This window comes from Pseudotamlana agarivorans (genome assembly GCF_001642835.1).
In the GTDB taxonomy this organism is placed as follows: Bacteria; Bacteroidota; Bacteroidia; order Flavobacteriales; family Flavobacteriaceae; genus Pseudotamlana; species Pseudotamlana agarivorans.
In genome coordinates, this window is the sequence record NZ_LXEI01000001.1 from 513789 (window position 1) to 539777 (window position 25989).

Genomic DNA, 25989 nt, shown 5'->3' on the forward strand with positions numbered 1-25989 from the left:
TAAATATTATTTAAGTTTCTTTTTCACTTCTACTTCGTGGAAAGCTTCTATAACATCACCTTCTTTGATGTCGTTATAGTTTTTAATTTGCATACCACAATCGTAACCTTTAGTCACCTCCTTGGCATCGTCTTTAAATCGTTTTAATGACGCTAATTCACCAGTATAAACAACGACACCATCACGTATTAAACGAATGCTAGAGCTTCTAAGGATCTTACCATTGGTAACCATACATCCTGCGATGCTTCCAACTTTAGACACTTTAAAGATTTCTCTAATTTCAGCGGTACCTGTAATTTCTTCTTTAAGCTCTGGAGATAACATACCTTCCATCGCATCTTTAAGATCATTAATAGCATCGTAAATGATAGAGTACGTTCTGATATCGATTTCTTCCTTATCAGCAATCATTCGAGCATTTCCAACAGGACGCACGTTAAATCCAACGATAATCGCATCAGAAGCCGAAGCTAATAACACATCACTTTCAGTAATCGCACCTACACCTTTATGTAAGATATTCACTTGAATTTCTTCAGTAGATAATTTCTGGAACGAATCGGTTAATGCTTCCACAGAACCATCAACATCACCTTTAAGAATGATATTCAATTCTTGGAAATCACCAAGAGCAATACGACGACCAATTTCATCTAATGTAATATGACGTTGCGTTCTAACAGACTGCTCACGTTGTAATTGAGCACGTTTAGAAGCAATTTGTTTCGCCTCACGCTCATCTTGGAAGACATTGAATTTATCACCCGCTTGTGGCGCTCCATCCAATCCTAATATAGACACCGGAGTTGAAGGTCCAGCAGCAGCAACATCATGTCCTCTTTCATCGTGCATCGCTTTAACCTTACCACTATGTTGACCAGCTAATACATAGTCACCAACTTTAAGTGTTCCAGCCTGAACTAAAATAGTAGATACATATCCACGACCTTTATCTAAGTACGCTTCTACAACCGTACCATGAGCGATTTTATTTGGATTCGCTTGAAGCTCTAATAATTCGGCTTCAAGTAATACTTTTTCTAATAATTCTTTAACACCTGTACCTACTTTAGCAGAGATATCATGAGATTGAATTTTACCACCCCAGTCTTCTACTAACAAGTTCATTTGTGCTAATCCTTCTTTTATCTTATCAGGATTCGCATCAGGCTTATCAATTTTATTGATAGCAAATACGATAGGCACCCCTGCAGCTTGTGCGTGAGAAATCGCCTCTTTAGTTTGTGGCATGATTTCATCATCGGCAGCTGCTACGATAATGGCAATATCTGTGATTTGAGCACCACGAGCACGCATCGCTGTAAAGGCCTCGTGACCTGGTGTATCTAAGAAAGCAATTTTTTGTCCGTTTTCTAACTCCACACCGTAAGCACCGATATGTTGTGTAATACCACCAGACTCTCCTGCGATTACATTTTCCTTACGGATATAATCTAGAAGCGATGTTTTACCGTGATCAACGTGTCCCATTACAGTAACAATAGGAGCACGAGGTAATAAATCTTCAGGTTTATCTTCAACCTCTTCAATAGATTCTTCAATATCGGCTGTTACGAATTCAACTTGGTAGCCAAATTCATCTGCAACAATTGATAAAGTTTCTGCATCTAGACGTTGGTTCATGGTTACCATCATACCAAGTGACATACAAGCTGATATAATTTGAGTCACACTCACATCCATCATGGTTGCCATTTCACTAGCGGTTACGAACTCGGTAACTTTAATGATTTTGCTTTCTGCAGCTTCGAGTTGTTGATCTATCTCAGATTGTTCTCTGTGCTGATCTCTTTTATCTCTTCTATATTTAGCACCTTTACCTTTGTTAGATTTCCCTTGAAGTTTTTCAAGTGTTTCTCTAACTTGTTTTTTAACATCTTCTTCTGAAGGCTCTTCTTTAACAATGTTACGACGTCCTGCACCTGGACCTCCTGGTTTCCCTTTAAAACGGTCGTTTCCTCCTGGTCTACCTCCACCTGGTCTGTTTTGACCACCGGTGTTAGGCGCTCCAGCTTTACTGATACGACGACGTTTTTTCTTAGGATCACCACCACCTTGCTTAGGATCTGGCTTTTTCTCTACCTTCTTTTTAGGCTTATTAAACTGTGATAAATCAATTTTATCTCCAGCAATTTTAGGCCCAGAAAGCTTTTGGTATTGTGTTTTAACGCGTTCTTCAACGATTGGATTACCATCTTCATCAACCTTACCAGTAGCTTCAGCCTTAGCTGGCGTAGCTTCTTTTTTAGGTTCTTCTTTTACAGGTGTTTCCTTTTTAGGCGCTTCAGTTTTAGTAGGCTCAACCTTTTTAGGTTCAATCTCTACCTTTTTATCGCCAACAGGTTTTAATCCAATTTTAGGTGCTTGAGCTTTAATAACCTCTGGTTCTTTAGCAGGTTCTGTTTTCTTTTCAGCAACAGGCTCCTCTTTTACAGGGGTTTCTTTTTTCTCAACAACAGGTTCTTCTTCAACTTTCTTTTTAGGCTCTAAGTCGATTTTACCAACTTGTTTAGGACCTGAAAGTGCTTTTGAAGCTTTTACAACCTCTTCTTGCTTGGCTTTTTCTATGGCTTCTTGTGCTTTCTGCTTAGCTTCCAATTCTTTTTCACGCTTAACACGTAAATCTTCCTTTTCCTTTTGCTTCGCTTCACTAACTTCTTGCGATCTCACCTTTTTATTAGCATCCGTCTCAAATTCATCTGAAAGAATCTTATAAGTTTCCTCAGAAATTTTTGTAGTTGGTCGCTTCTCTATATCTACACCTTTAGAATCTAAAAATTCTACGGCGCGATCTAGAGAGATGTTAAGTTCGCGTAATACTTTATTTAATCTAATTGTTTCAGCCATAAATCGCCTTTAAAATACTCAAATATATGCATTATACCCGTTAAGGCATAACAAACGTGCAAATCTGCACTTAATTTTTTTAATCTTCGAATTCTTCTCTTAGAATACGGATCACTTCACTTATAGTTTCTTCTTCTAAGTCTGTTCTTTTCACCAAGTCATTAATGTCTTGCTCAAGAATACTTTTAGCGGTATCTAAACCTGCTTTACTAAACTCCTCAATAATCCATCCTTCGATTTCATCTGAGAATTCGCTTAATTCAACATCTTCTTCCGCTCCTTCTCTAAATACATCAATTTCAAAACCTGTTAATTGACCAGCTAAACGAATGTTGTGACCACCACGACCAATCGCTTTACTTACTTCTTCAGGTTTTAAAATAACCTCAGCGCGTTTCGTTTCTTCATCAATTTTAATTGATGTTACACGTGCTGGGCTTAATGCTCTAGTTATAAATAGTGGTAAATTACTTGTGTAATTAATCACATCGATATTTTCATTTCCTAATTCACGAACAATACCGTGAATTCTAGATCCCTTCATACCTACACAAGCACCTACAGGATCGATTCTATCATCATAAGAATCTACAGCAACTTTTGCTTTTTCTCCAGGAATTCTAACTACATTTTTAATGGTAATTAATCCGTCAAAAACCTCAGGAATTTCTTGTTCGAATAATTTCTCTAAGAATACAGGTGAACTTCTTGACATGATGATGGTAGGTTTTGCGCCTTTAAGCTCTACACCATCAATAACACCTCTTACGTTATCTCCTTTTCTGAAGAAATCTGAAGGTATTTGTTTATCTTTTGGTAATACAATTTCATTCCCCTCGTCGTCTAATAAAATAACGGCTCTATGACGAATGTGATGTACTTCTGCAGTATAAATTTCTCCTACTAAATCTTTAAATTGCTTATAAATTATAGTGTTATCGTGCTCATGAATTTTAGAAATTAGATTCTGACGTAACGCTAAAATAGCACGTCTACCTAAATCGATAAGTTTCACTTCTTCAGAAACATCTTCACCAACTTCAAAATCTGGCTCAATTTTACGCGCTTCAGTTAAAGAGATTTCTTGATTAGGCTCTTCTACTTCACCATCGGCAACAACAACTCTATTTCTCCATATCTCTAAATCACCTTTATCTGGGTTTACAATAATATCAAAATTATCATCATCACCAAATTTCTTTTTCAAGGCGCTTCTAAACACATCTTCTAAGATTGCCATTAAGGTTACCCTATCAATTAGCTTATCGTCTTTGAATTCCGAAAAAGATTCAATTAACGCGATATTTTCCATAACTCTTTTTAATTAAAATTTAATCATAACTTTTGCTTCTACAATATCTTCATAAGGAATACGCCCTTCCTTTTTTACAGTAACCTTGCCTTTACCTACAGGTTTTGGCTCACGAACTTTCCACTCTAACACAACTTCATTATCGGTTGCTTCAACAAGTGTCCCTTCAATCTCTTCGGTTTTTGTTCTTACCTTAAGGGTTCTGTTTAAATTTTTCTTGTACTGACGATTGTGAACTAATGGTGATGCTGCTCCTGCCGACATCACTTCCAGAGAAAAATCCTCTTCCTCACGATCTAAATTGTGCTCGATAGCGCGACTAATGAACATGCAGTCTTCAACTAACACACCTGAATCACCATCGATAATCACCTTAATGTGATTTTCATTATTTATAGAAAAATCAATAAGAAACAAGTCTGGTCTTTCAACCAGGGCTGCATCTAATAATTCTGTAACTTTATTTTTAAACATTTTTAGTATAAAAAGAGGGGACTTTTCGTCCCCTCATATCTTTAAATTCGCCTTTCAACGGCGCAAATATACAATATTTTATTGATTTTTAAAGCATCATGCTAAAATAAGTCTAAACTTAAAGCTTTACAAAACGCTTAACACCAGAATTTTTGGTTTTCATAATACCCACCTCTTCAGTTAGATGCACCTCACTTAAAGCTAACTTAGTTACGAAGAATTGAACGGTTTGTCCGCAGATATCAAAAACACTTCTTTAATCAAAAAAATCACACCTAGTGCATATGAATAAAAGCAACCAAACAAAACGTTAAAGCCCCCACAAAAACTAACTTTTAGTAGAATATTTCTTAATTTAGAGCTAATCATATAATTTGAATTTGACTTTAAAATAAAAACTAAAATCATGAACAAAATTCTAGTCCCCACCGATTTTTCACCACAAGCAGAAAATGCCCTAAAAGTTGCCGCTCAACTGGCTAAGAAGCACAACTGTGAAATTCATATTCTCCATATTTTAGATTTACCATTACAGCAAATTGACCCTGTAAACACCATGAATTTCTCTTCAGGACCTGAGGCGTTATTCTTTATGAAACTGGCAAAACAAAAATTTAATGATTTGCTTAAACGCGATTACCTAAAAGACATTCGTGTGATTGATAGCATAGAATTTACTGAAATTTACAGCGGTATTTCTAGGCAATGCAAAAAAAACAACATCGACCTTATCATTATGGGTTCGAATGGTTCTAGTGGTATTGAAGAAATTTTAATAGGAAGTAACACCGAAAAAGTGGTTAGAAATTCTGAGATTCCTGTTTTGGTGATTAAAAGACCGCACACCGATTTTAGCATCAATAATATTGTATTTGCATCAGATTTTGCTGAAGAAAGCATACCTGCCTTACAAAAAACTATAGATTTTGCTAAACTATGGCAAGCTAAAATACATTTACTCTTAGTAAATACACCAAATCAATTTATCACTACAAAAACAGCAACTGAACGCATTACAAAGTTTGTAAAAAATATAAACGCTGAAGACTTCACGATAACGATTTACAACGACAACACGATTGAAAAAGGTATTATTAATTACAGCTACAGCATAAACGCCGATTTAATAAGCATGAGCACCAGAGGCCGAAAAGGCATCTCGCACTTTTTTAACGGCAGCATTAGTGAAGATTTAGTAAATCATGCCATGCGTCCCGTGATTACTTTTAAGGTTTAATTACAAAACACTACAAATAAAAAAAGTCTTCCTAAATAAGGAAGACTTTTTTGTTGGCCCACTAGGGCTCGAACCTAGACTCTTTGGTACCAAAAACCAACGTGTTGCCAGTTACACCATAGGCCATTCGTGTAATGAGGCTGCAAATTTAAAACAAAGTTTTAGTTCTACAAACATTTTTACAAAAAAATATTTCAAAAAACTTAAGCTTAATATAAAATCACCCGCTATACCATATTTATTCTTAAATTCGCATTGCAAAAAAAATAACGATATACATGGCAAATTTTGACTATAAAAAATGGAATACCATTTTAGGTTGGTTTTCTTTTTTAATAGCACTTACAACATACAGTTTAACCGTTGAACCTACAGTAAGCTTTTGGGATGCTGGCGAATACATTTTAACCTCAGCAAAACTAGAAGTAGGACACCCACCTGGAGCCCCTTTATTTCAAATGCTTGGTGCCTTTTTCTCCATGTTCGCACTAGAACCTTCTCAAGTTGGTTTTATGATGAATATGATGAGTGCTGTGGCCAGTGCCTTCACTATTTTATTCATGTTTTGGACCATTACCCTACTCTTAAAAAAAATGGTAGTGCAGGATGATAACATGACCCAAAGTAAAGCTATCGCTATTTTAGGAAGTGGTTTTGTAGGCAGTTTAGCCTTTGCATTTACAGATTCGTTTTGGTTTAATGCCGTTGAAACCGAGGTATACGCCATGGCAACCTTAATTATGTCGGTACTGTTCTGGCTAGGCTTACGCTGGGAACAAGACATGGACAAACCAAGAGGTAACCGCTGGCTCATTTTGATTGCCTTTATAATCGGACTTTCTTTTGGGGTTCACTTTATGGGTCTTTTAACCATTCCTGCTATTGGCTTAATCTATTATTTTAAAAATTACAAAACCATAACCGTTAAAAACTTCATTATTGCTAATGCCGTTGCGGTTGGTATCCTGCTTTTTGTATTTAAATTACTTGCACCGAACATTCTAAAAATATTTAGTGTTTTTGAAATCTTCTTTGTGAACACAGTAGGATTACCGTTCAATTCGGGATCCATTATTGCTGGTATTTCCTTAGTAGCGCTTATTTATTATGCATTAAGATACACGCGAAACAAAAGCTATGTGCATTTAAATACGGCCATTCTGTGTGTAACTTTTGTTATTATAGGTTTTGCTACATGGATTATGCTACCTATTCGCGCCAATGCGAATGTGGTTGTAAACGAAAACAACCCCAATAGTGCGAGAGAACTTTTAGCATATTATAACTTAGAGCAATACCCAGAAACCCATTTGTTTTATGGTCCGCAATTCACCGATCAATACGCTTATTTGGATGAAAATAACCCATATGTAGACGACAAACCGAATTACGAAAAGGACGAGGAAGCTGGTAAATATGTTATCGTAAACGACTACAAAAATGCCAAACAAAATTATAACTCTAAACACGCCTCTATTTTGCCGCGTATGTGGAGCTCCGAGCATGCAGAGAACTATATGATGTTTACTGGGTATTTGAAATTCAAATTAAAGCCAGAATATCAAATGGAAAACGAGCTTCGAGCTTCGGTAGCTAATTTCCAAAAAGATGTAGCTAGAGGTAATGTCGATTACGAAGATTACCATAATTTCCTAAAACGATTTAAAGACTATATCGACATCGAAAAACCATCGCTTTTCAGTAATATCTCCTATCTATTTGAATACCAATTAGGCTATATGTACTGGCGTTATTTTATGTGGAATTTCACAGGAAGACAAGATGATATTCAAGGACGTTATGATAACCATGGTAATTGGATTTCAGGTATAAACTTTATAGACGAGTGGCACCTTGGTCTTCCTCAAGAGAATCTGCCTAGTGATGTAAAAAACAATAAAGCAAGAAACACCTATTACTTCTTACCGCTTTTATTAGGGCTTTTAGGTTTTTTCTTTCTTTTTAATAGAGACAAAAAAATATTTTGGGTAACCCTAGTATTCTTCCTATTTACAGGTTTAGCCATCCAGGTATACACCAATGTACGTCCGTTTGAACCAAGAGAACGTGACTATTCGGTAGTAGGATCATTTTATGTATTTGCACTCTGGATAGGTTTTGGGGTATATGCGGCTTATGATTTTATTAAAAACTATATTCCTAAAATTATAGCAGCACCTGTGGTATCGGCCCTTTGTTTGATATTGGTGCCTTTAAATTTAATAGCTAGCAACTGGGATGACCATGACCGTTCAGGAAAATATACAGCCAATTCTATGGCTAAAATGTATTTAGACTCCTGTGCCGAAAACGCCATATTATTTACCATTGGTGATAACGATACCTTTGCCCTTTGGTACGCTCAAGAAATTGAAGGCTATAGAACAGATGTACGTGTTGTAAACACCAGTTTATTCCAAACCGATTGGTATATCGACCAAATGAAGCGTAAGGCTTACGAGAGTGACCCAATTCCTTCTCAACTTACACACGATTTATACCGTTTTGGTACTAATGACTATATTATCATTCAACCCGTAATTAAAGACACCTTGCAAGTTAAACAGTTTTTAGATTTTGTTGGAAGCAACAACCCTAAAACGAAATACAAATACGTATTACAACAACAAGGTGTAGATATATCGAAAGTAAGAAGTCAGGATGCCAATGCTACCTACTTACCAACGCCTCATCTACGCATTCCTGTTAACAAAGAGAATGTTCTAAAATCTGGTATTGTGAAAGAAAAGGATGCCGATAAAATTGTTCCGTATATAGATATCACGGTATCTGGTGGCGCGCTTTTCAAAAACAGACTTCTTATGTTAGATATTGTAGCTAACAACCACTGGGAACGCCCTATTTATTTTACCGGCGGAAGTTTTGGCGACGACGATTACCTTTGGATGAAAGACTATTTACAACTAGATGGTTTATGCTATAAATTAGTTCCTATTAAAACGCCTATTGATAAAAATAACCCATTTGACATGGGACGTGTAGATAGCGATTTAATGTATGAAAAGGTAAAGAAATGGTATTGGGGTAACAGTGGAAGCCCAGACATTTACCATGATGTAGAAACCAGAAAAAACTCCATTACTTATCGTGGTAACCTAGCTCGTTTAGGGGAACAATTAATTAATGAAGGCAAATTGGATAAGGCTGAAGAAATTGCAGACATCGCCATGAAGAATATGCCTGTAGAGTACTTTGGTTACTACACGCTTTTAGAACCTTACATTAGCTTGTATTACGAAGTTGGTAATCAAGAAAAAGCTCGTAAATTATTTAAAGATGTCGCTAAAAAATACCAAGAAAACCTAAGTTATTATAGCGGATTAAAAATTGAAAACCAAGAGCGCTTGTTTGAAGATATTTATACCGATATCCAGCGCTACAAAGGCTTGATTGATGTTTTAATTCAGTATGATATCAAATTCGCTGAAAGTGAAGGTGATATTTTTAACAACCACTTACGATCCTTTAAGCATTTTTATGGTGAAGATGAACCTGAAGATGCTGTAGAACCCGTAACACCGCCTGAAGCGGTTGAAGGATTACAGATTATAGACAGTCTGAAATAATTTTAAATTAAGGTGGTATGCCCTTAATTCCTGTAAAAGTTCCGTTGGTAGTGAAAAAGATGTTCCCAAAGTACATTTGGGACATCCCTACCAACGATAAAACCATCTACCTCACTTTTGACGATGGTCCCACACCAGAGGTTACCGATTGGACTTTAAAAAAATTGGCCGAATATCAAGCTCAAGCTACATTTTTCTGTATTGGAAATAATATAGAGAAACACCCCGATATTTTTAAAGCTATTTTAAAAGACGGCCATGCCATAGGAAACCATACCTATCATCACCTTAAGGGCTGGAAAACCAAAACAGAACCTTATCTTGAAGATGTTTCGAGAAACCAAAACCTCATCAACGACATACTAGATCAAGATCAGCATCTAAAACCTCAATCCCAAAAACTATTTCGCCCACCATACGGCAGAATTAAAAATTCACAAGGCAAAAAACTAATCGCCTTAGGTTATAAAATCATCATGTGGGATATTATATCGTTTGATTGGGATCGCGAAATAAGCGAAGAAAAGTGTCTCGACCACGTACTTTCAAATGCCGTACCTGGTAGTATTATTGTGTTTCACGACAGTGTAAAAGCCGCAAAAAACATGCAATATGCGCTACCTAAAGTTTTAGAGTATTACACAAAGCAAGGCTTTTCATTTAAAGCTTTGAACTTCTAAATATAATCTTGAATAATACCAATAAGGGTGTTAGCGTCTTGCTCGCCACTATAACGCCATTTCATTTCGCCATCTTTGTAAATTATAAGCGTAGGCAAAGCCTTTATACGCAAAGCATCGGCAAGCGCTTTGTTTTTTTCAATATCAATTTTAATGACTTTCGCTTTATCTCCTAAAGCAGCAGCCACATCTCTAAGTGTGAGATTCATGGATTCTGATTGCGAATGCCATTCGGTATAAAAATCTAATAATACCGGAATATTCACATCTATAAGGTCCCCAAATTTTGACATACTATGTAGTTTATTTTTGAAACACACTTTTAAAAGTTCCGTTTGCATGTCGTTTAAATACCACCTGAATACGGACTATTAATTATAAGTGCATTAGTATAAAAATACGCAATTTCTAGTCAATTGCAACTTTTATATGGAATCATTACTTCTAACTTATGTATAACATAGTTCATTTTTTTCATTGATAAAAAAACGAACCAAAAAAATCTAGGCTTACGAACCTTTATCTAAATTTTTTGTTCGACACCTAAATTTCAGGAACTCGCAATAAAAATTAGAACTAAATTATAAAATTCGTTTAGCTCAAACAGCCTGAAATTTCACGGTGTTTTCACTTCAAATTTCACGATAAATTTTCGATAGGCCATAAAATCACGTTTCATCACAAATAATTCTTAGAACAATAAATCAGATAAATCCTTAACAAATTCAGTTAAACTCAATTACAGGGAATTATGCTTCGGCCTGACCCTTTTTTAGTTCAATAACCGTTATTTCAGGCCAAATGCCCACACGTCCTGGAAATGCCAGATATCCAAATCCGCGATTCACGTTAATAAATTGGTCTTTCTCTTTGTAGATACCCGCCCAATATTTGTAACGCCATTTTACAGGACTCCATTTAAACCAGCCCGGAATTTCAATACCAAACTGCATCCCATGGGTATGTCCGCTTAAGGTTAAGTGGTAGTGGTAATCGTCATCAATCACTTGTTTTTCCCAATGCGTAGGGTCATGACTCATTAATATTTTAAAATCGTCGGCATCAACAAATTGGGAAGCCTTTTTTAAATCGCCAGCCTGCTTAAAACCACCAATTCCCCAGTTTTCAACACCCACCAGGGCAATACGTTCACCATTTTTCTCTAAAAACTTGGTTTCATTCAGCAGCATATTAAAGCCCATTTCCTTTTGAATAGCCTTTAAGTCGTCTAAGTTTTTCTTTTGTGCTTCAGCAGAATCCCATTTCACATAATCACCATAATCATGATTTCCTAAAACAGAATACAAGCCGTCTTTCGCTTTTAGTCGTCCGAAAACAGATTTATAGGGTATGAGTTCTTCGGCTTTATTATTCACCATATCGCCTGTGAAGAGAATCACATCACTATCCTGTTCATTAATTAAATCGACTGCATATTCCACCTTTTCCATATCATCAAAACTTCCCGAATGAATATCACTTAGTTGGGTGAGCTTATAACCATCGAAAGCCTCTGGAAGGTCTTCAAAATACATGGTGTATTTTAAAACTTTGTAATTGTATCGTCCTTTATATATCCCATAAATAATAGACGCAAAAGGAATGGCAGCAAGGCCCAAGGCTATTTTACTTATAAATTGGCGACGCGAAGACATATACTGTCTATTGTCACTTTGTCCTTCTGTAAAATATCTGTAAATGGCTTGAGGTACTCGAAAAACATCTTCGAGAAGCATCACACCAACTACCAAAATAAGCGGTACAGCCACGGCTATTAAAAACCCAACTGCATAACCATGAGTATGTGAAAACCCATCGCTACGATTAAAACCATAAAACTGAAAAACGAAGTTACCAAGTACAAAAAGGGTAATCACCCAATATAAAGCAAGAAGTATATTATTTTTTGTAACGGTTCTAAACGCCTGAAAAGCATAATAATCGGCCACTAAAAAAATAACAATAAAAATAATCCAACGTATCATTTTAAATTTTTGCTAAAGATAGTCGTATTATAAGGGAATAGTTAACGAAGGTTTTTTTATTTAACGAATCGTTAAGAATTAACATGTTTTATTTGAATGATTCTGTTGTTCATTTTTTTAATTGATGAAAATACGAACAAACGAAAATCACTATATTTGATAAAAATAGCAAATAATGACAGTAGCTGAAAAATATATAATTGAAACTTATTCTAATCTTTTTGAGGGATTAAACTCAATTAGTAAAATTGAATTGCTTGAAAAACTTGCTAAATCTTTAAAAAGAGAAAGAAAAAGTAGCGATACAGATTTCTTTAAATCTTTTGGAGCTTTCGGTTCTGAAAAATCTGCTGAACAAATCACTAAAGAAATCAAAGATAGCAGGAAATTTAACAGAGAAGATTTGAAATTATAACGAGATATGCAGTATTTGTTAGACACCAATATTTGCGTATTTTTTCTTCGAGGAAAATTAAACCTTGACTCGATAATAAGAGAAAAAGGAACTAAAAACTGTTTTATTTCAGAATTAACTGTTTTCGAACTTAAATACGGTGCTGAAAACAGCGAAAACCCAAAAAAATCACACAATGCTGTTAGTAAATTTATTAAAGGGCTATCAATTATTCCAATTTATGGAATTGTAGACAAATATGCTGAAGAAAAAGTTCGTCTAAGGAAAAACGGAACGCCTATGCACGATGAATTTGATTTAATGATTGGAATATCAGCCATCGAAAACAATCTGACTTTAGTAACCGACAACATAAAAGACTTTAAATATTTAAACAATCTAAAAATTGAAAATTGGTTTAAAAGATAAAAAGTATTACCGTCAACAATCCCAATAGACATTTTCTTTTATCAACTACTTTTGGAAATCCAAATTCATTGAAAAACTTGATTTATATTTAAATAAGCATCTCTATCCTATCAAAAAAAGAATTTAGATTTTATCCATTACAAAGCCATAAAAAACCCCAACCTTAGCAAAGCAAGGTATTATATTTCTCAAATTAAGCCTAAGTTTTCGTAGTTTTGACTTTCTATCAAAACAAATACAATGTCCGATCAAAAACGTCTTTTTTTAGTCGATGCTTATGCATTAATTTTCCGTGGTTATTATGCTTTTATAAAGAATCCAAGAATCAATTCTAAGGGTGAAGACACCTCGGCTATTATGGGGTTTATGAACTCTTTATTAGATGTAATAAAGCGTGAACGCCCAGATCATTTAGCCGTTTGTTTTGATAAAGGCGGCAGCGCCGATCGTGTTGAAATGTTCGAGGCTTACAAAGCCAATCGTGATGAAACACCCGAAGGCATAAAAACAGCTGTGCCATACATTTACGAGATTTTAAAAGCCATGCACATTCCTATCATGGTTAAGAACGGTTATGAAGCCGATGATGTGATTGGAACCCTTTCCCGTCAAGCGGAAAAAGAAGGTTACAAAACCTACATGGTAACTCCCGATAAAGATTTTGCCCAGTTAGTAACCGAAAATATTTTTATGTACCGCCCTGTTTTTGGTGGCGGTTACGAAACTTGGGGCATTCCTGAGGTGAAAGCCAAGTTTGAAGTGGAAGATCCTATGCAGGTGATCGATTTCCTCGGTATGATGGGTGATGCCAGTGATAATATTCCTGGACTTCCAGGTGTTGGCGAAAAAACAGCCAAAAAATTTATTGCTCAGTTTGGAAGCATGGAAGGTTTGCTTGCCAATACCGATCAGCTTAAAGGGAAGATGAAAGAAAAAGTTGAGGCTAACGGTGAATTGGGCTTGCTTTCTAAGAAACTCGCCACTATTATGCTGGACGTTCCTGTGGAATTTAATGCGGAAGACTTTGAAATGTCGGAACCTGATATTCCAAAAGTGACCGAGATTTTCCAAGAATTAGAATTTAGACGCTTAATTGATAATTTCACCAAGACTTTTGCTGTTCAAGGGGTTTCGGGAACATCAACCGAAACAACTAAAGCTTCAGAAGTAGCAGAAACCAAAGAAACGCCTAAAGAAGTAAAGGCTGCTGGAGCAGGACAATTCTCTTTGTTTGGAGCAGATCCTTCTTCCCTGTCTGCCGACCAGGCAGGCGCGGAAGCGACAACAACAAACACTTTTGAGCGCAAAAACATAGTAAACACCCCACATTTTTACCAAAGTGTCGCTTCGGGCATGGCCACCAAATTGTTTATTAAAAATTTATTGAACCAAACCAGTGTGTGTTTTGATACCGAAACCACAGGGTTAAATCCGTTATCGGCCGAATTGGTAGGCATTGCATTTTCATGGGAAGTGGGCAAAGGCTTTTACTTACCGTTTCCGGAAAACAGAGATGAGGCTCAAGAATTGATAGAACAATTGCGTCCGTTTTTTGAAAATGAAGCCATCGAAAAAGTGGGTCAGAATTTAAAATACGACATTAAAGTTTTAGCCAAATACAACATTTCGGTAAAAGGCAAATTGTTTGATACCATGCTCGCGCATTATTTAATTAATGCCGATATGCGTCATAATATGGATGTTTTAGCCGAAACCTATTTGAATTACACGCCAGTTTCTATTGAAGCTTTAATTGGGAAGCCTGCCCGCTCGGCAGGCGGGAAAGGAAAAAATCAGTTGTCGATGCGCGACGTCGATTTGGAAAAACTAACCGAATACGCCGTTGAAGATGCCGATATTACGCTACAGCTTAAAGAACATTTTAAAAATGAATTGGGCGAGGCAAATACCCAAACCTTATTTGATGATATTGAAATTCCGCTACTTCGCGTATTGGCAGCTATGGAATTGGAAGGCATTAATTTAGATAAGGCCTTTTTAAACAGCCTTTCGGAGCAACTTAATAGTGACATCGCTACCCTAGAAACCCGTATTTATGAAACGGCTGGCGAGACCTTTAACATTGCATCACCAAAACAATTGGGTGTGGTGCTTTTCGAAAAACTGAAACTGGTAGACAAGCCTAAAAAAACCAAAACGGGACAGTATAAAACGGGTGAAGACATCTTAAGTTATTTAGCCAAAGAGCACCCTATTGTTCAGGATATATTAGACTTTAGAGGTTTATCGAAATTAAAAAGCACTTATGTAGATGCTTTACCAAATCAAATTGATGAAGTTACGGCACGCGTGCACACCGATTATATGCAAACGGTAGCTGCGACAGGGCGTTTGAGCAGTAACAACCCAAATTTGCAAAACATCCCAATTCGTACCGAACGTGGCCGACAAGTTAGAAAGGCTTTTATCCCGCGAAACGAAGATTATATTTTACTAGCTGCCGATTACTCGCAAATAGAACTGCGTATTATCGCCGCTTTAAGTAAGGAAGAAACCATGATTTCGGCATTTAAAAATGGTGAGGATATTCATGCTTCAACCGCTTCTAAAGTTTTTAATGTGCCTTTAGAAGAAGTAACTCGCGAACAGCGTAGCCATGCTAAAACGGTTAATTTTGGTATTATTTATGGCGTTTCGGCATTCGGACTAAGCAATCAAACCGATTTATCTCGTGGAGAAGCCAAAGAGCTTATAGACACCTATTACGAAACCTACCCGAAGCTTCGCGCTTACATTAGCGAACAGGTAGATTTTGCTCGCGATAACGGCTATGTGCAAACCCTTTTAGGGCGTCGTCGTTATTTAAAAGATATCAACTCTAGAAATGCCGTAGTTCGAGGCGCAGCAGAACGTAATGCCGTGAACGCTCCCATACAAGGTAGTGCCGCCGATATTATAAAAATCGCCATGATTAACATCTATAATAAGCTGGAAGCTGGAAATTATAAAACTAAAATGCTCCTACAAGTGCATGATGAATTGGTGTTTGATGTTTATAAACCAGAACTGGAAACCATAAAAGCTTTAGTAAAAACAGAGATGGAGAGTGCTTATACTTTAGAAGTTCCGCTTGATGTGGAATTGGGTACTGGTCGTGATTGGTTGGAGGCGCATTAGAAGCGAATACAATTTTTCGTTATTAATTTAATATGATTAATTAAAAAAAGTAAAGAATATGCTATTCGATGAAGTAAGTCTTGAACATATAAATAAAGCAGTCGATCACCTAAATAAAAAAGGTCTCCCTGACGAATTTAGCACTTCTAAATTTTATGACGTAAAAATCGATGGAGTTTTATATCCACCAAAACCTATAATGGCAATTGCAAATTATTACGCTACGGGAAAGACTGTTGGGAATTATTTTTCTGGAGGTAAAAACACTCCTTGTTTTGCGGCATATAAGCGATTAGGCATTGAAATAGTAACAAAACCAGATCATATTGATTCGTCTAAAGCTTTTGAAATTGTACATCAATTTTTAGAACAGGCTAAAACTGACAATTTAAAAACGAAACATTATCTAAAATTCTACAAAAACACAAAGGTAAAAGTAAGTTTTGGTCAAGGAAATACTGCAAAAATACCCTGGATTTCATTTTTAAAAGAACCTTTTACGACTAGCGATGGCATCTATCCTGTTTATTTATTCTACAAAAGCATAAACAAGTTAATTCTTGCCTATGGTAGAAGTGAAACGAATAAACCGATTATTGAATGGAATATTCATAATTCTAAAAGTATATCCGAATATTTTAAAGAAAATAATTATGGAACCCCAGATAGATATGGTGATTCACATATTTTCAAAGTCTATGAAGTAAACAATTTACCTGACGAAAAAGAACTAAATCATGATTTAGACGAAATCATTGAAAAATATTCTCAAATAGAAACTAAAGAATCTAAAATTGAAATAAGTATACAATCAGAGGAATTTGATTTAAAGTTATTCGAAGAATCCTGTAAATCTTCAGGTTTAAATTACAAACCAGAACTAATAACTAGATACATTGCATCATTAGCAACAAAGCCATTTGTACTATTAAGTGGTTTATCTGGTTCAGGAAAAACTAAATTAGCCCAAGCATTTGCTCAATGGATTTCGGAAGATAATACCCAATATTGTATTGTACCAGTTGGAGCAGATTGGACTAACAGGGAACCTCTTCTAGGTTATATAAATGCACTGAATAACGAAGAATATATATTACCCGAAAATGGCGCTTTAAAATTACTTTTAAAAGCTAATAAAGAAGAAAACGCAAATAGACCCTATTTTCTAATTTTAGATGAAATGAACTTAAGTCATGTAGAACGCTATTTTGCAGACTTTTTAAGTGTTATGGAATCTAAGGCTAAGTTTAAACTTCATAGTTCTGAAACCTCTTTAATTGGAAATAATGGGATTAAAGTAGAAAAAGAATATAGTTGGCCAAAAAACTTATTTATTATTGGTACTGTTAATATAGATGAAACCACGTATATGTTTAGCCCTAAAGTTTTAGACAGGGCTAATGTTATAGAGTTTAGAGTAGATAAAGACGATATTGCTGATTTTTTAAAGACCCCTAAAGAAATAGATTTTACTACCTTAAATTATTCAGGTGCTGTAATGGGAGAAAGTTTTATAAACCTGGCTTCTAACAAAGATTTTCCTTCAATTGACACCGACTCTCCACTAAATACCAACTTAATCAGGTTTTTTGAAGAATTAAAGAAAACAGGAGCTGAGTTTGGCTATCGTACTGCTACGGAAATACACAGGCTTTACAACCAATTAACGGTTTTAGACAGCTCCATAAAAGAAACCACTAAAATAGACGTTGCCATTATGCAAAAGCTATTACCAAAATTGCATGGCTCTAGACGTAAGTTATGCCCTATTTTAGAAGTATTGGCGTCCTTTTGCGTTACAGAAAGAACAGATGTTTCAAAAGACTTTTTAAACAATAAGGAAACTGTAGTTTTTAAAGGAAATGTAAACGTAATATATCCTTTATCCTTAGAAAAAATTACTAGAATGTATAAAGGTGCCATAGACAATGGTTTTGCGAGCTACGCCGAAGCTTAATAGATGGAAAGAAAACAATCCATAGAAATTTATCTTATATAAAAGATGGTTTGTACTTATGTGTCGATGCTCAAAAAAAAGGCGACATAGAAGTTGATACCACAAATTTTTATAAACACGAACCTATTTATCAATTAAAAGAAGGTTGTTTTTATGATTTTGAATTCTCACACAAAAATGAAAACATAGCAAAACACTTTCGCCTTTTTTGTAGCGACCAAAGTAATATTGTAAAAAACAGAAAAAGAAAAGAATACATTGGTGTAATTGCTCCAAACATATTTGTTGGCACATTAACATTACAAATTTTAAATACTGAACAGCCTGACAAAAAATGGGATTTACATTTAGAGGTACAATCTAAAAAAACAGGCTACAGAAAAGATTATCAGTACATGTTAAACGAAATCACTTCTAAATGTACCGATTTAATCATTCAAGCCAACTCACCGGTAACTCATTCTTTTGAAACCGATTTCGAAGCAGATAATAAAACATTATACCAACGCTTTGCTTTCATTAATTCTATAATTAATTCTAATGATTTTGAAGATGCAGTACAACGTATTGTAACAAGTCCAACAACTAATTGGACAGAAGAGACTGAACTTACAGATGCGCGAAAAATAAAACGTTTTAAAAATTCAGAATTAAGGTCGCTTATAAATTCTGATAATCGTTTAAAACTGAGAGTCACACATCCTTTATATCAAAAAGGCATTAAATCGGTAGCAACAAAAATACAATCTTATAGAAAATTTGAAAGCGTAGATACTTCCGAAAATCGCTTTATAAAACATGCATTAGAAACGTTTTTGAAATTTTGTATGGATATTGCAAATCATCCTAATGCAGGTACGAGGCTTCAAGAAGAAGCAGATATCGTTTCAGAAAAACTAGAGACACATCTTCAACATGATTTATTTAAAGAAGTATCCAGACCAACTACTTTAAAATTAAATAGCCCTACACTTCAGAAAAAAGAAGGTTATCGTGAAGTCTTAAAAGTGTGGTTAAAATTTGATTTGGCTGCAAAGTTAATATGGAATGGAGGAGACGACGTTTATAGTGGTGGAAAGAAGGACATTGCCACACTATATGAATATTGGTTATTTTTTAAACTTTTAGATGTTTTAAAGAACATTTTTGAAATTGAACCAAAAGAATTAGAACAGTTAATTATTCCCTCAAACGATAAATTAAGTTTGCAACTTAAACAAGGAAAAGTAACGGCTTTGAGAGGCTCTTATACCAAAGCAAATAGACATTTAAATATCAGATTTAATTATAATAGAAGTTTTAATGGTGGCACTCATGATATTTCCAAAACTGGAAGTTGGACAACAACGTTAAGACCAGATTATACACTATCCATTTGGCCAACAAAACTTAAGGAAACTGAAGCTGAAGCAACCGACCAAATTGTTCACATTCATTTTGATGCCAAATACAAGATTGCAAATATCAATCAAATACTAGGCGAAGAGCAATCAGAAGATTCTTTAAATAAACAGAAAAAACAAAACCTTAAAGGCATTTATAAAAATGCAGATTTACTAAAAATGCACGCTTACAAAGATGCCATTAGACGTACAAGTGGTGCTTATGTTTTATATCCTGGGGAAACAAATAAACCAATTCGAGGTTTTCATGAAGTATTACCAGGGTTAGGTGCATTCCCAATCAAACCTACTGAGAACACTAACGAAACTATATACCTAGAAAATTTTATTAAGGAAGTTTTAAAACACTTTTTAAACACTGCTTCACAGCGTGAAAATATTGCTCATAAAAGTTATACCATTCGTAAAAATGACACTCCTAATGAGCTCTTAGAACCTATTCCTGAATATTTTAATGATGAAAAATTAATTCCAGATGACACTTATGTTTTAGTTGGGTTTTCAAAAAACAATAATAGATTAAATTGGTATAAAGAGCATGGTCTTTATAATTTTAGAATGGATGATGAAAGTGGTTCTCCTAGATTCACTAATGAAGTTGTAAACGCAAAATTTTTACTACTTCGTGAAAGTGGAAATTCTCAAGCTTCACACATATTCAAATTAAAACATGGAATTCGTGTATTTTCTAAACAAAGGCTATTGGAGCTTGGATTATTAAACTTAACGAAAGACAATTATCTCGTTTACGATTTCGAAGTAGACACAGAAAAACTTGTGGAATTTAGGGATACTGTATGGAATTTCAAAGAATTAGAGCAATACAAAAAAACCGTCAAAGGGAAAAACATAAGAACAGCAGCGGGTATTCCATTCACCACCACACTTACAGAATTAATGAAAGTTATTGATAAATAGCCACCCTACCTACGCTTCCGATTCTTCTTCCCTTGAAACTTCACCTTATTCTTGCGTTTATTAAAAGGAACAGCATCATCAAAAGTGTGTTTAGCATCGCCTTTAGGTTTGTTTTTACGCCATTTTTCGTTCTTTTCAGGAAGTAACACTTTTAGTAAATCCTGACGCCCTAGTTTGTTTAAGGTCTTTCTAATCCAGGCTTTATTTTCGTCTTTATACCAAAAGAAAAAACGGTGTTGTTCCTCTTTTTCTTTAGCGGTAATAGGCGTTTTTACTTTTTTAAGCGTGTATGGGTGGTAACCACTATAATAAATTACGGTAGCCACCGTCATAGGTGTTGGTGTAAAACCTTGTACTTGCTCTAACTGGAAGCCCATATCTTTAGTTTCCGCAGCTAGGTTAGCCATATCTTCAGCTTCACAAGCTGGGTGATTCGAAATAAAATACGGAATCAACTGCAGTTTCAGCTTATGCTTTACGTTTATCTTATCGAAACGCTCCTTAAACTTATGGAAATAACTAAACGAAGGCTTACGCATCAGTTTTAAAACAGGATCGCTGGTATGTTCTGGCGCCACCTTTAAACGTCCAGAAATATGCTTGGTCATCACCTCTTCAGTGTAATCGTCTAATTCCTTAGGGTCGGCATTTTTATTAAATTCCGGCACCAACATATCATGACGAATACCACTACCAATAAAGGATTTTTTAATTTTCGGGTGACTATCAACCGCTTGGTATAATTTGGTTAACGGTTTATGCGACGTATCTAAATTGCTGCAAATTACAGGCGAAATACAGGAAGGCGCCACACACTTATCGCAAATGGACTGCACTTTCCCTTGCATTTTATACATGTTGGCACTTGGGCCACCAATATCAGACAAATAGCCTTTAAAATCTGGCATATTCGCTACTTTATCCACCTCACGAAGCACCGACTCCTGACTCCTAGAAGCAATAAACTTCCCTTGGTGTGCCGAAATGGTACAGAAACTACAGCCTCCAAAACACCCACGGTGAATGTTTATCGAGAACTTAATCATTTCAAAGGCAGGTATTGGTCCGCGTTTGTTGTATTTCGGGTGCGGTAAACGCGTGTACGGCAACTCGAACGAGGCATCAATCTCGTCTTCGGTCATGGTTGGATACGGCGGATTAATCATCAAGGTTTTATCACCTATCTTCTGAAAAATACGACGTGCCGCCAATTTATTACTCTCCTGCTCTATCGTTTTAAAGTTAGAAGCATAGGCTTTTTTATCCTTTAAACAGGTTTCGTGCGACTGGATTTCAACATCCTCCCAATTACTGTTTTTCGGAATTTTATCATCACCATCAACCAACAAGGCTGTTTGTTTCACCGTATTAATACTACTAAAAGGCACTCCTTTTTGCATTAAACGCACCACCTCACGTAAAGGCTGCTCGCCCATACCGTAAACCAACATATCGGCTTTCGAGGTTTCTAAAATAGAAGGCAACAGCTTATCGCTCCAATAATCGTAGTGGGTAACACGTCGTAAAGACGCTTCAATCCCACCAATTAAAATAGGAACATCTGGAAATTTGTCTTTTAATATTTTCGAATACACCGAAGTAGCGTAATCGGGTCTAAAACCAATATCACCATTTGGCGTGTATGCATCTTTATCACGACGCTTTTTATTCGCGTTATAATTGCTAATCATCGGGTCCATACAGCCTCCGGTAATCGCAAAAAATAATTTTGGCGTTCCTAGCTTTTCAAAATCCTGAAGATTATCATTCACATTAGGCTGCGGAACAATGGCTACACGCAATCCGTAACTTTCCAAAATACGTCCAATAACGGCAGGCCCGAACGATGGATGATCCACGTAGGCATCGCCACTAAATAATATCACGTCTAGGGCATCCCAGCCGCGTATTTTCACCTCCTTGTTTGTGGTAGGTAACCAATCTGAAAGTTTTAATTCTTGCATAGCGCTGCAAAAATAGTCAAAAAACTACACGACACCATAACTACAATGATTTGATTACCAAATATTTAACTAAAATCACTTTGTTTTTATATTGAAAAGACACTTATAGACGCGTAAATCTATAAAATATACCAACTACAAATCGCCAGGCAAATACTTAAGATCTAAGGCATCATACGAAGAATATTGCCATTTTTTTAAAACCCCAACGTAGTAATTATAAGGCTTATGCTGAAAAAACTTGGTTTCCTTTTTATACCATGTTCCGTTTTCATCTTGAACCAAATCATCTAGCTCCGCTTCGGTTAAACCAGTAACATCGACTTCAATTTTAGGGTAATCAAATTTTGGCAACTCCTTGCGATCACCGGTGGGGTAATAATTAATATCAGCCACAAACTCTGGCATGGTAATACTTCCAAATTTAAAATCTAGAATCTTATTAATTAAAGCATTACTGTTATTAATATATCCGGTTAAGCCACCTTCAAATAAACGAATCATAGCATCTTGACCGAGCTTTTTAGGTTTAAATTCTTTAGTTCCCAAAAGCCAAGAGACCACCTTTTCTTTGGTAACCAATCGCTCTTCTTCATAATTGAATGGCATATAAGGCACAGGGTCTTTCGGGTTAACTATGGAATAACTGGTTCCAAGGTGACTAAATCTCGTATCGTATTCTTCAGCAAACTCTTTGTTTCCAGACATGGGCTGCGCAAAGGCATAGGTTTTATAACGGTTGTGTTCAGACAAAATACCTGCTGGCAAATTCTCGAGATAAGCACGTGTTAAAGTCGCCAAAGCGCCACCTTGACTATGACCCGTAATGATGATATGATGGATACCTGCTTTGTTGAGTGCGTTAATTTGTTCTATTAAATCTTCAGAAATAATAACCACGGTTAAGGCATAACCAGCATGAACTGCTGCCAAGGCATCTTCAGCAAATTTATAATCAAAGGATTGTTCATTAAGGAGGATACTTCCGCTTGCGGGAATCATAGCTGAATAACAATTTTCAATCCAACTAATTAATTTTGCCGTAGAACCGCGGTAGTTAATAATACCAATGGAATCGTTCTGATAAACTTCAAATTTATTGTCCATACTCAATATGTTTGAAGTATGACGTAACCGAAAACCCTTGGGAATTATAGCTTCATTACTCTGAAACTGTTCTTTAAAATTAAAACTATTACAAAAGGCAATTGCCGTAACAGCTTCCTCTTCATTAAAACCAGGGGGCATTTGCGATGAGACACCGAGGCTATTCAGCAGAAAAATAAAAACGATGAAAATTCTCATGGTACTATAACATGGTATTACATTTATTATTGTGACGCTTTAACTTGAAGCTACAAGGACTTCTTAGAGCTTCACCGAACATATGGATTTAAGCATCGTGTTTACGGATTTTTACACATGCCATACCATAGAATGAGTGTAAATCTGTAAATCTGCGTTTTAAAAAACCGCTCCTTCCTAGCATAATAACAACAAATCTATCGCTTTTACTCAAAATATATTTCATCAAAGGCATTGCTTTATGCGACCCTGATTCAAGTTCAGGGTGACGGCAGAACATCGATTTCGTCATTCTGAGCTAGTCTCAGAATCTCATCCTATATACATCATCACAATAAAAGCCTGTTAAAAAAACACTATAAATATCGGAATTTCCACAGACCCTTCAGGTTTCAAAAACCTGAAGGGTCTTTTCATGTAAAAGAAAAAAATATCAATATGGGATATTCCTATTCAGCATCTTTCTCAAGACTATTTTTCACTAAAGGCTTATAATATGAGACCCTGAAACGAGTTCAGGGTGACGGCAGAACATCGATTAAACAAATAAACGCATCAACAGTTAATCAATTAAACACCCATTACAAATCTATCGCCTTCAAGCTCTCAATACGGTTTCTAACTAAGAAATCGTCAATCGTTTCGAAATGCTCGATAACGCGTTGGTCTTTAAATTCGAATACCTTTTTAGATAAGCCTTGAAGAAAATCTCTATCGTGAGAAACCAAAACCAAAGTACCATCAAAATCTAATAAGGCTTCTTTCAAAACATCTTTCGATTTTAAGTCTAAGTGGTTTGTAGGCTCATCAAGAATCAGCAAGTTTACCGGCTCTAGTAATAATTTCACCATGGCTAATCTGGTTTTTTCACCACCAGAAAGCACCCCTACTTTTTTATCGATAGCATCGCCTTTAAACATAAAGCGTCCTAAAATGTTTTTTATTTGCTTTCTTACATCGCCTTGCGCGACTTCATCAACGGTTTGAAATACGGTAAGTTCTTCATCTAACAAGGCGGCTTGGTTTTGTGCAAAGTAGCCCACCTGTACATTATGCCCTAAAGCACAAGTACCTTCAACCTCAATTTCACCTAAAATGGCTTTAATCATGGTCGATTTTCCTTCACCATTACGACCTACAAAACACACTTTTTCACCTCTAGCAATAGACATGCTGGCATTTTTAAACACCACATGATCGCCGTAAGATTTCGACACCTCTTTTACAGTAATAGGATAATCGCCAGAACGCTGGGTTTTAGGGAAGCGTAATTTTAAGGCCGAGGTATCGATATCATCTACCTCAATAATCTCTAACTTTTCAAGCATACGCTCACGCGAATTCACCTGATTGGTTTTAGAGTAGGTTCCTTTAAAGCGTTCGATAAAAGCCATATTATCGGCAATAAATTTTTGTTGCTCTTCGTAAGCTTTTATTTGATGCGCTCTACGCTCTTCACGCAATTGTAAATAATGTGAGTAATTAGCCTTGTAATCGTAAATACGTCCCATAGTCACTTCAATCGTTCTATTGGTAATATTATCAATAAAGGCTTTATCGTGTGAAATCACCACGACGGCATTGGCTTTATTCAGTAAAAAATCTTCCAACCAAATGACCGACTCTATATCTATATGATTCGTTGGCTCATCTAAAAGGATTAAATCAGGCTTTTGCAGTAATATTTTAGCAAGCTCGATACGCATACGCCATCCGCCACTAAATTCGTTGGTTAATCTTGTAAAATCTTCTTGCTTGAAACCAAGTCCCTTTAAAGCTTTTTCAACTTCAGCATCGTAATTAACATCTTCTAAAGCATAATACTTCTCGCCAAGATCGGAAACACGTTCTATGATTTTCATATAATCATCCGATTCGTAATCTGTACGCGTTTCTAGTTGCTTGTTTAATGCTTCCATTTCATGACGCATTTCAAACACATGACTAAAAGCTTTAGAAGCTTCATCGAAAACGGTGGTATTATCTTCAGTTAGTAAATGTTGTGGTAAATAAGCAATTACAGCATCCTTAGGAAAACGCACGTTACCTCTTGTCGGACTTTGTTCTCCTGCAATAATTTTCATCATGGTAGATTTTCCTGCACCGTTCTTCCCCATTAATGCAATTTTATCGTTGGCATTTATGGTAAATGACACGTCACTGAACAAGGTATGTCCGCTAAACTCTACGGCTAAATTATCTACTGAAATCATATGCAAAAATTTAAAGCTGCAAAACTAATAAAAGCATGGTCTTGAAAAACAAATATTTAACTAAAAATGATTTTCAATTTAAAGGGCTTATAATGAATTCAAAATCAGTTAATAAGTGCAAT

Annotated in this window: 16 protein-coding genes and 1 tRNA gene; 8 read left to right on the forward strand and 9 right to left on the reverse strand. The window is 35.8% G+C overall.

Annotated elements, in window-relative coordinates; all coding sequences use genetic code 11:
* Positions 1–6: 6 nt before the first annotated feature.
* The 3 genes from infB to rimP form a co-directional block, all read right to left on the reverse strand.
* Positions 7–2871, reverse strand: a complete 2865-nt coding sequence (gene infB, locus A6I66_RS02140; protein ID WP_067145071.1) for a translation initiation factor IF-2 — start codon at positions 2869–2871, stop codon at positions 7–9.
* Positions 2872–2950: 79 nt separating this feature from the next.
* Positions 2951–4183 carry a transcription termination factor NusA gene (gene nusA, locus A6I66_RS02145; RefSeq protein WP_067145072.1) on the reverse strand — a complete coding sequence of 411 codons (1233 nt, stop codon included), beginning with the start codon at positions 4181–4183 and terminating at the stop codon, positions 2951–2953.
* Positions 4184–4195: 12 nt separating this feature from the next.
* On the reverse strand, positions 4196–4657 hold the full coding sequence (rimP, locus tag A6I66_RS02150; protein ID WP_067145073.1) for a ribosome assembly cofactor RimP: 462 nt from the start codon (positions 4655–4657) through the stop codon (positions 4196–4198).
* Positions 4658–5063: 406 nt separating this feature from the next.
* On the opposite strand from rimP, the gene A6I66_RS02160 reads away from it, so the two are divergent.
* The gene (locus A6I66_RS02160) at positions 5064–5894 is read left to right on the forward strand and encodes a universal stress protein (RefSeq protein WP_067145075.1); all 831 of its coding nucleotides are present in this window, start codon (positions 5064–5066) and stop codon (positions 5892–5894) included.
* Between the two features lie 53 nt (positions 5895–5947).
* Here A6I66_RS02160 and A6I66_RS02165 read toward each other — a convergent pair.
* A tRNA-Gln gene (locus A6I66_RS02165) sits at positions 5948–6020 on the reverse strand.
* A gap of 152 nt (positions 6021–6172) precedes the next feature.
* Between A6I66_RS02165 and A6I66_RS02170 the strand changes: the two genes are divergently transcribed.
* A complete protein-coding gene (locus tag A6I66_RS02170) occupies positions 6173–9481 on the forward strand; it encodes a DUF2723 domain-containing protein (protein ID WP_067145077.1) in 3309 nt (1102 codons plus the stop codon).
* 17 nt (positions 9482–9498) lie between these two features.
* On the forward strand, positions 9499–10161 hold the full coding sequence (locus A6I66_RS02175) for a polysaccharide deacetylase family protein (protein WP_067145078.1): 663 nt from the start codon (positions 9499–9501) through the stop codon (positions 10159–10161).
* On the opposite strand, the gene A6I66_RS02180 is transcribed toward A6I66_RS02175, so the two are convergent.
* A complete protein-coding gene (locus tag A6I66_RS02180; RefSeq protein WP_067145614.1) occupies positions 10158–10454 on the reverse strand; it encodes a thioredoxin family protein in 297 nt (98 codons plus the stop codon). The two genes, A6I66_RS02175 and A6I66_RS02180, sit on opposite strands and share 4 nt — an antisense overlap.
* 456 nt (positions 10455–10910) lie before the next feature.
* Positions 10911–12146: a metallophosphoesterase gene (locus A6I66_RS02185; protein ID WP_067145081.1), complete on the reverse strand. Its 1236-nt coding sequence runs from the start codon at positions 12144–12146 to the stop codon at positions 10911–10913.
* Positions 12147–12321: 175 nt separating this feature from the next.
* On the opposite strand from A6I66_RS02185, the gene A6I66_RS02190 reads away from it, so the two are divergent.
* The 5 genes from A6I66_RS02190 (at position 12322) to A6I66_RS02210 (ending at position 20385) form a co-directional block, all read left to right on the forward strand.
* Positions 12322–12561 (forward strand): hypothetical protein, encoded by a 240-nt coding sequence (locus A6I66_RS02190; RefSeq protein WP_067145083.1) that lies wholly within the window; start codon positions 12322–12324, stop codon positions 12559–12561.
* 6 nt (positions 12562–12567) lie between these two features.
* Positions 12568–12969, forward strand: a complete 402-nt coding sequence (locus A6I66_RS02195) for a PIN domain-containing protein (RefSeq protein ID WP_067145085.1) — start codon at positions 12568–12570, stop codon at positions 12967–12969.
* A 240-nt stretch (positions 12970–13209) separates the two neighbouring features.
* Entirely contained in the window at positions 13210–16107 is a 2898-nt protein-coding gene (gene polA / locus A6I66_RS02200) for a DNA polymerase I (protein ID WP_067145087.1), read from the forward strand.
* A 58-nt stretch (positions 16108–16165) separates the two neighbouring features.
* Positions 16166–18064: an MrcB family domain-containing protein gene (locus A6I66_RS02205; protein WP_067145088.1), complete on the forward strand. Its 1899-nt coding sequence runs from the start codon at positions 16166–16168 to the stop codon at positions 18062–18064.
* 50 nt (positions 18065–18114) lie between these two features.
* The gene (locus A6I66_RS02210) at positions 18115–20385 is read left to right on the forward strand and encodes a DUF2357 domain-containing protein (protein WP_084399406.1); all 2271 of its coding nucleotides are present in this window, start codon (positions 18115–18117) and stop codon (positions 20383–20385) included.
* A 5-nt stretch (positions 20386–20390) separates the two neighbouring features.
* Here the strand turns inward: A6I66_RS02210 and A6I66_RS02215 are convergent, their stop codons facing one another.
* The 3 genes from A6I66_RS02215 to A6I66_RS02225 form a co-directional block, all read right to left on the reverse strand.
* On the reverse strand, positions 20391–22349 hold the full coding sequence (locus tag A6I66_RS02215; RefSeq protein WP_067145093.1) for a YgiQ family radical SAM protein: 1959 nt from the start codon (positions 22347–22349) through the stop codon (positions 20391–20393).
* Between the two features lie 135 nt (positions 22350–22484).
* Positions 22485–23456 carry a lipase family protein gene (locus tag A6I66_RS02220; RefSeq protein WP_169815700.1) on the reverse strand — a complete coding sequence of 324 codons (972 nt, stop codon included), beginning with the start codon at positions 23454–23456 and terminating at the stop codon, positions 22485–22487.
* 779 nt (positions 23457–24235) lie between these two features.
* Positions 24236–25867, reverse strand: coding sequence for an ABC-F family ATP-binding cassette domain-containing protein (locus tag A6I66_RS02225; protein WP_067145098.1), 1632 nt, complete (start codon positions 25865–25867; stop codon positions 24236–24238).
* Between the last annotated feature and the right edge of the window lie 122 nt (positions 25868–25989).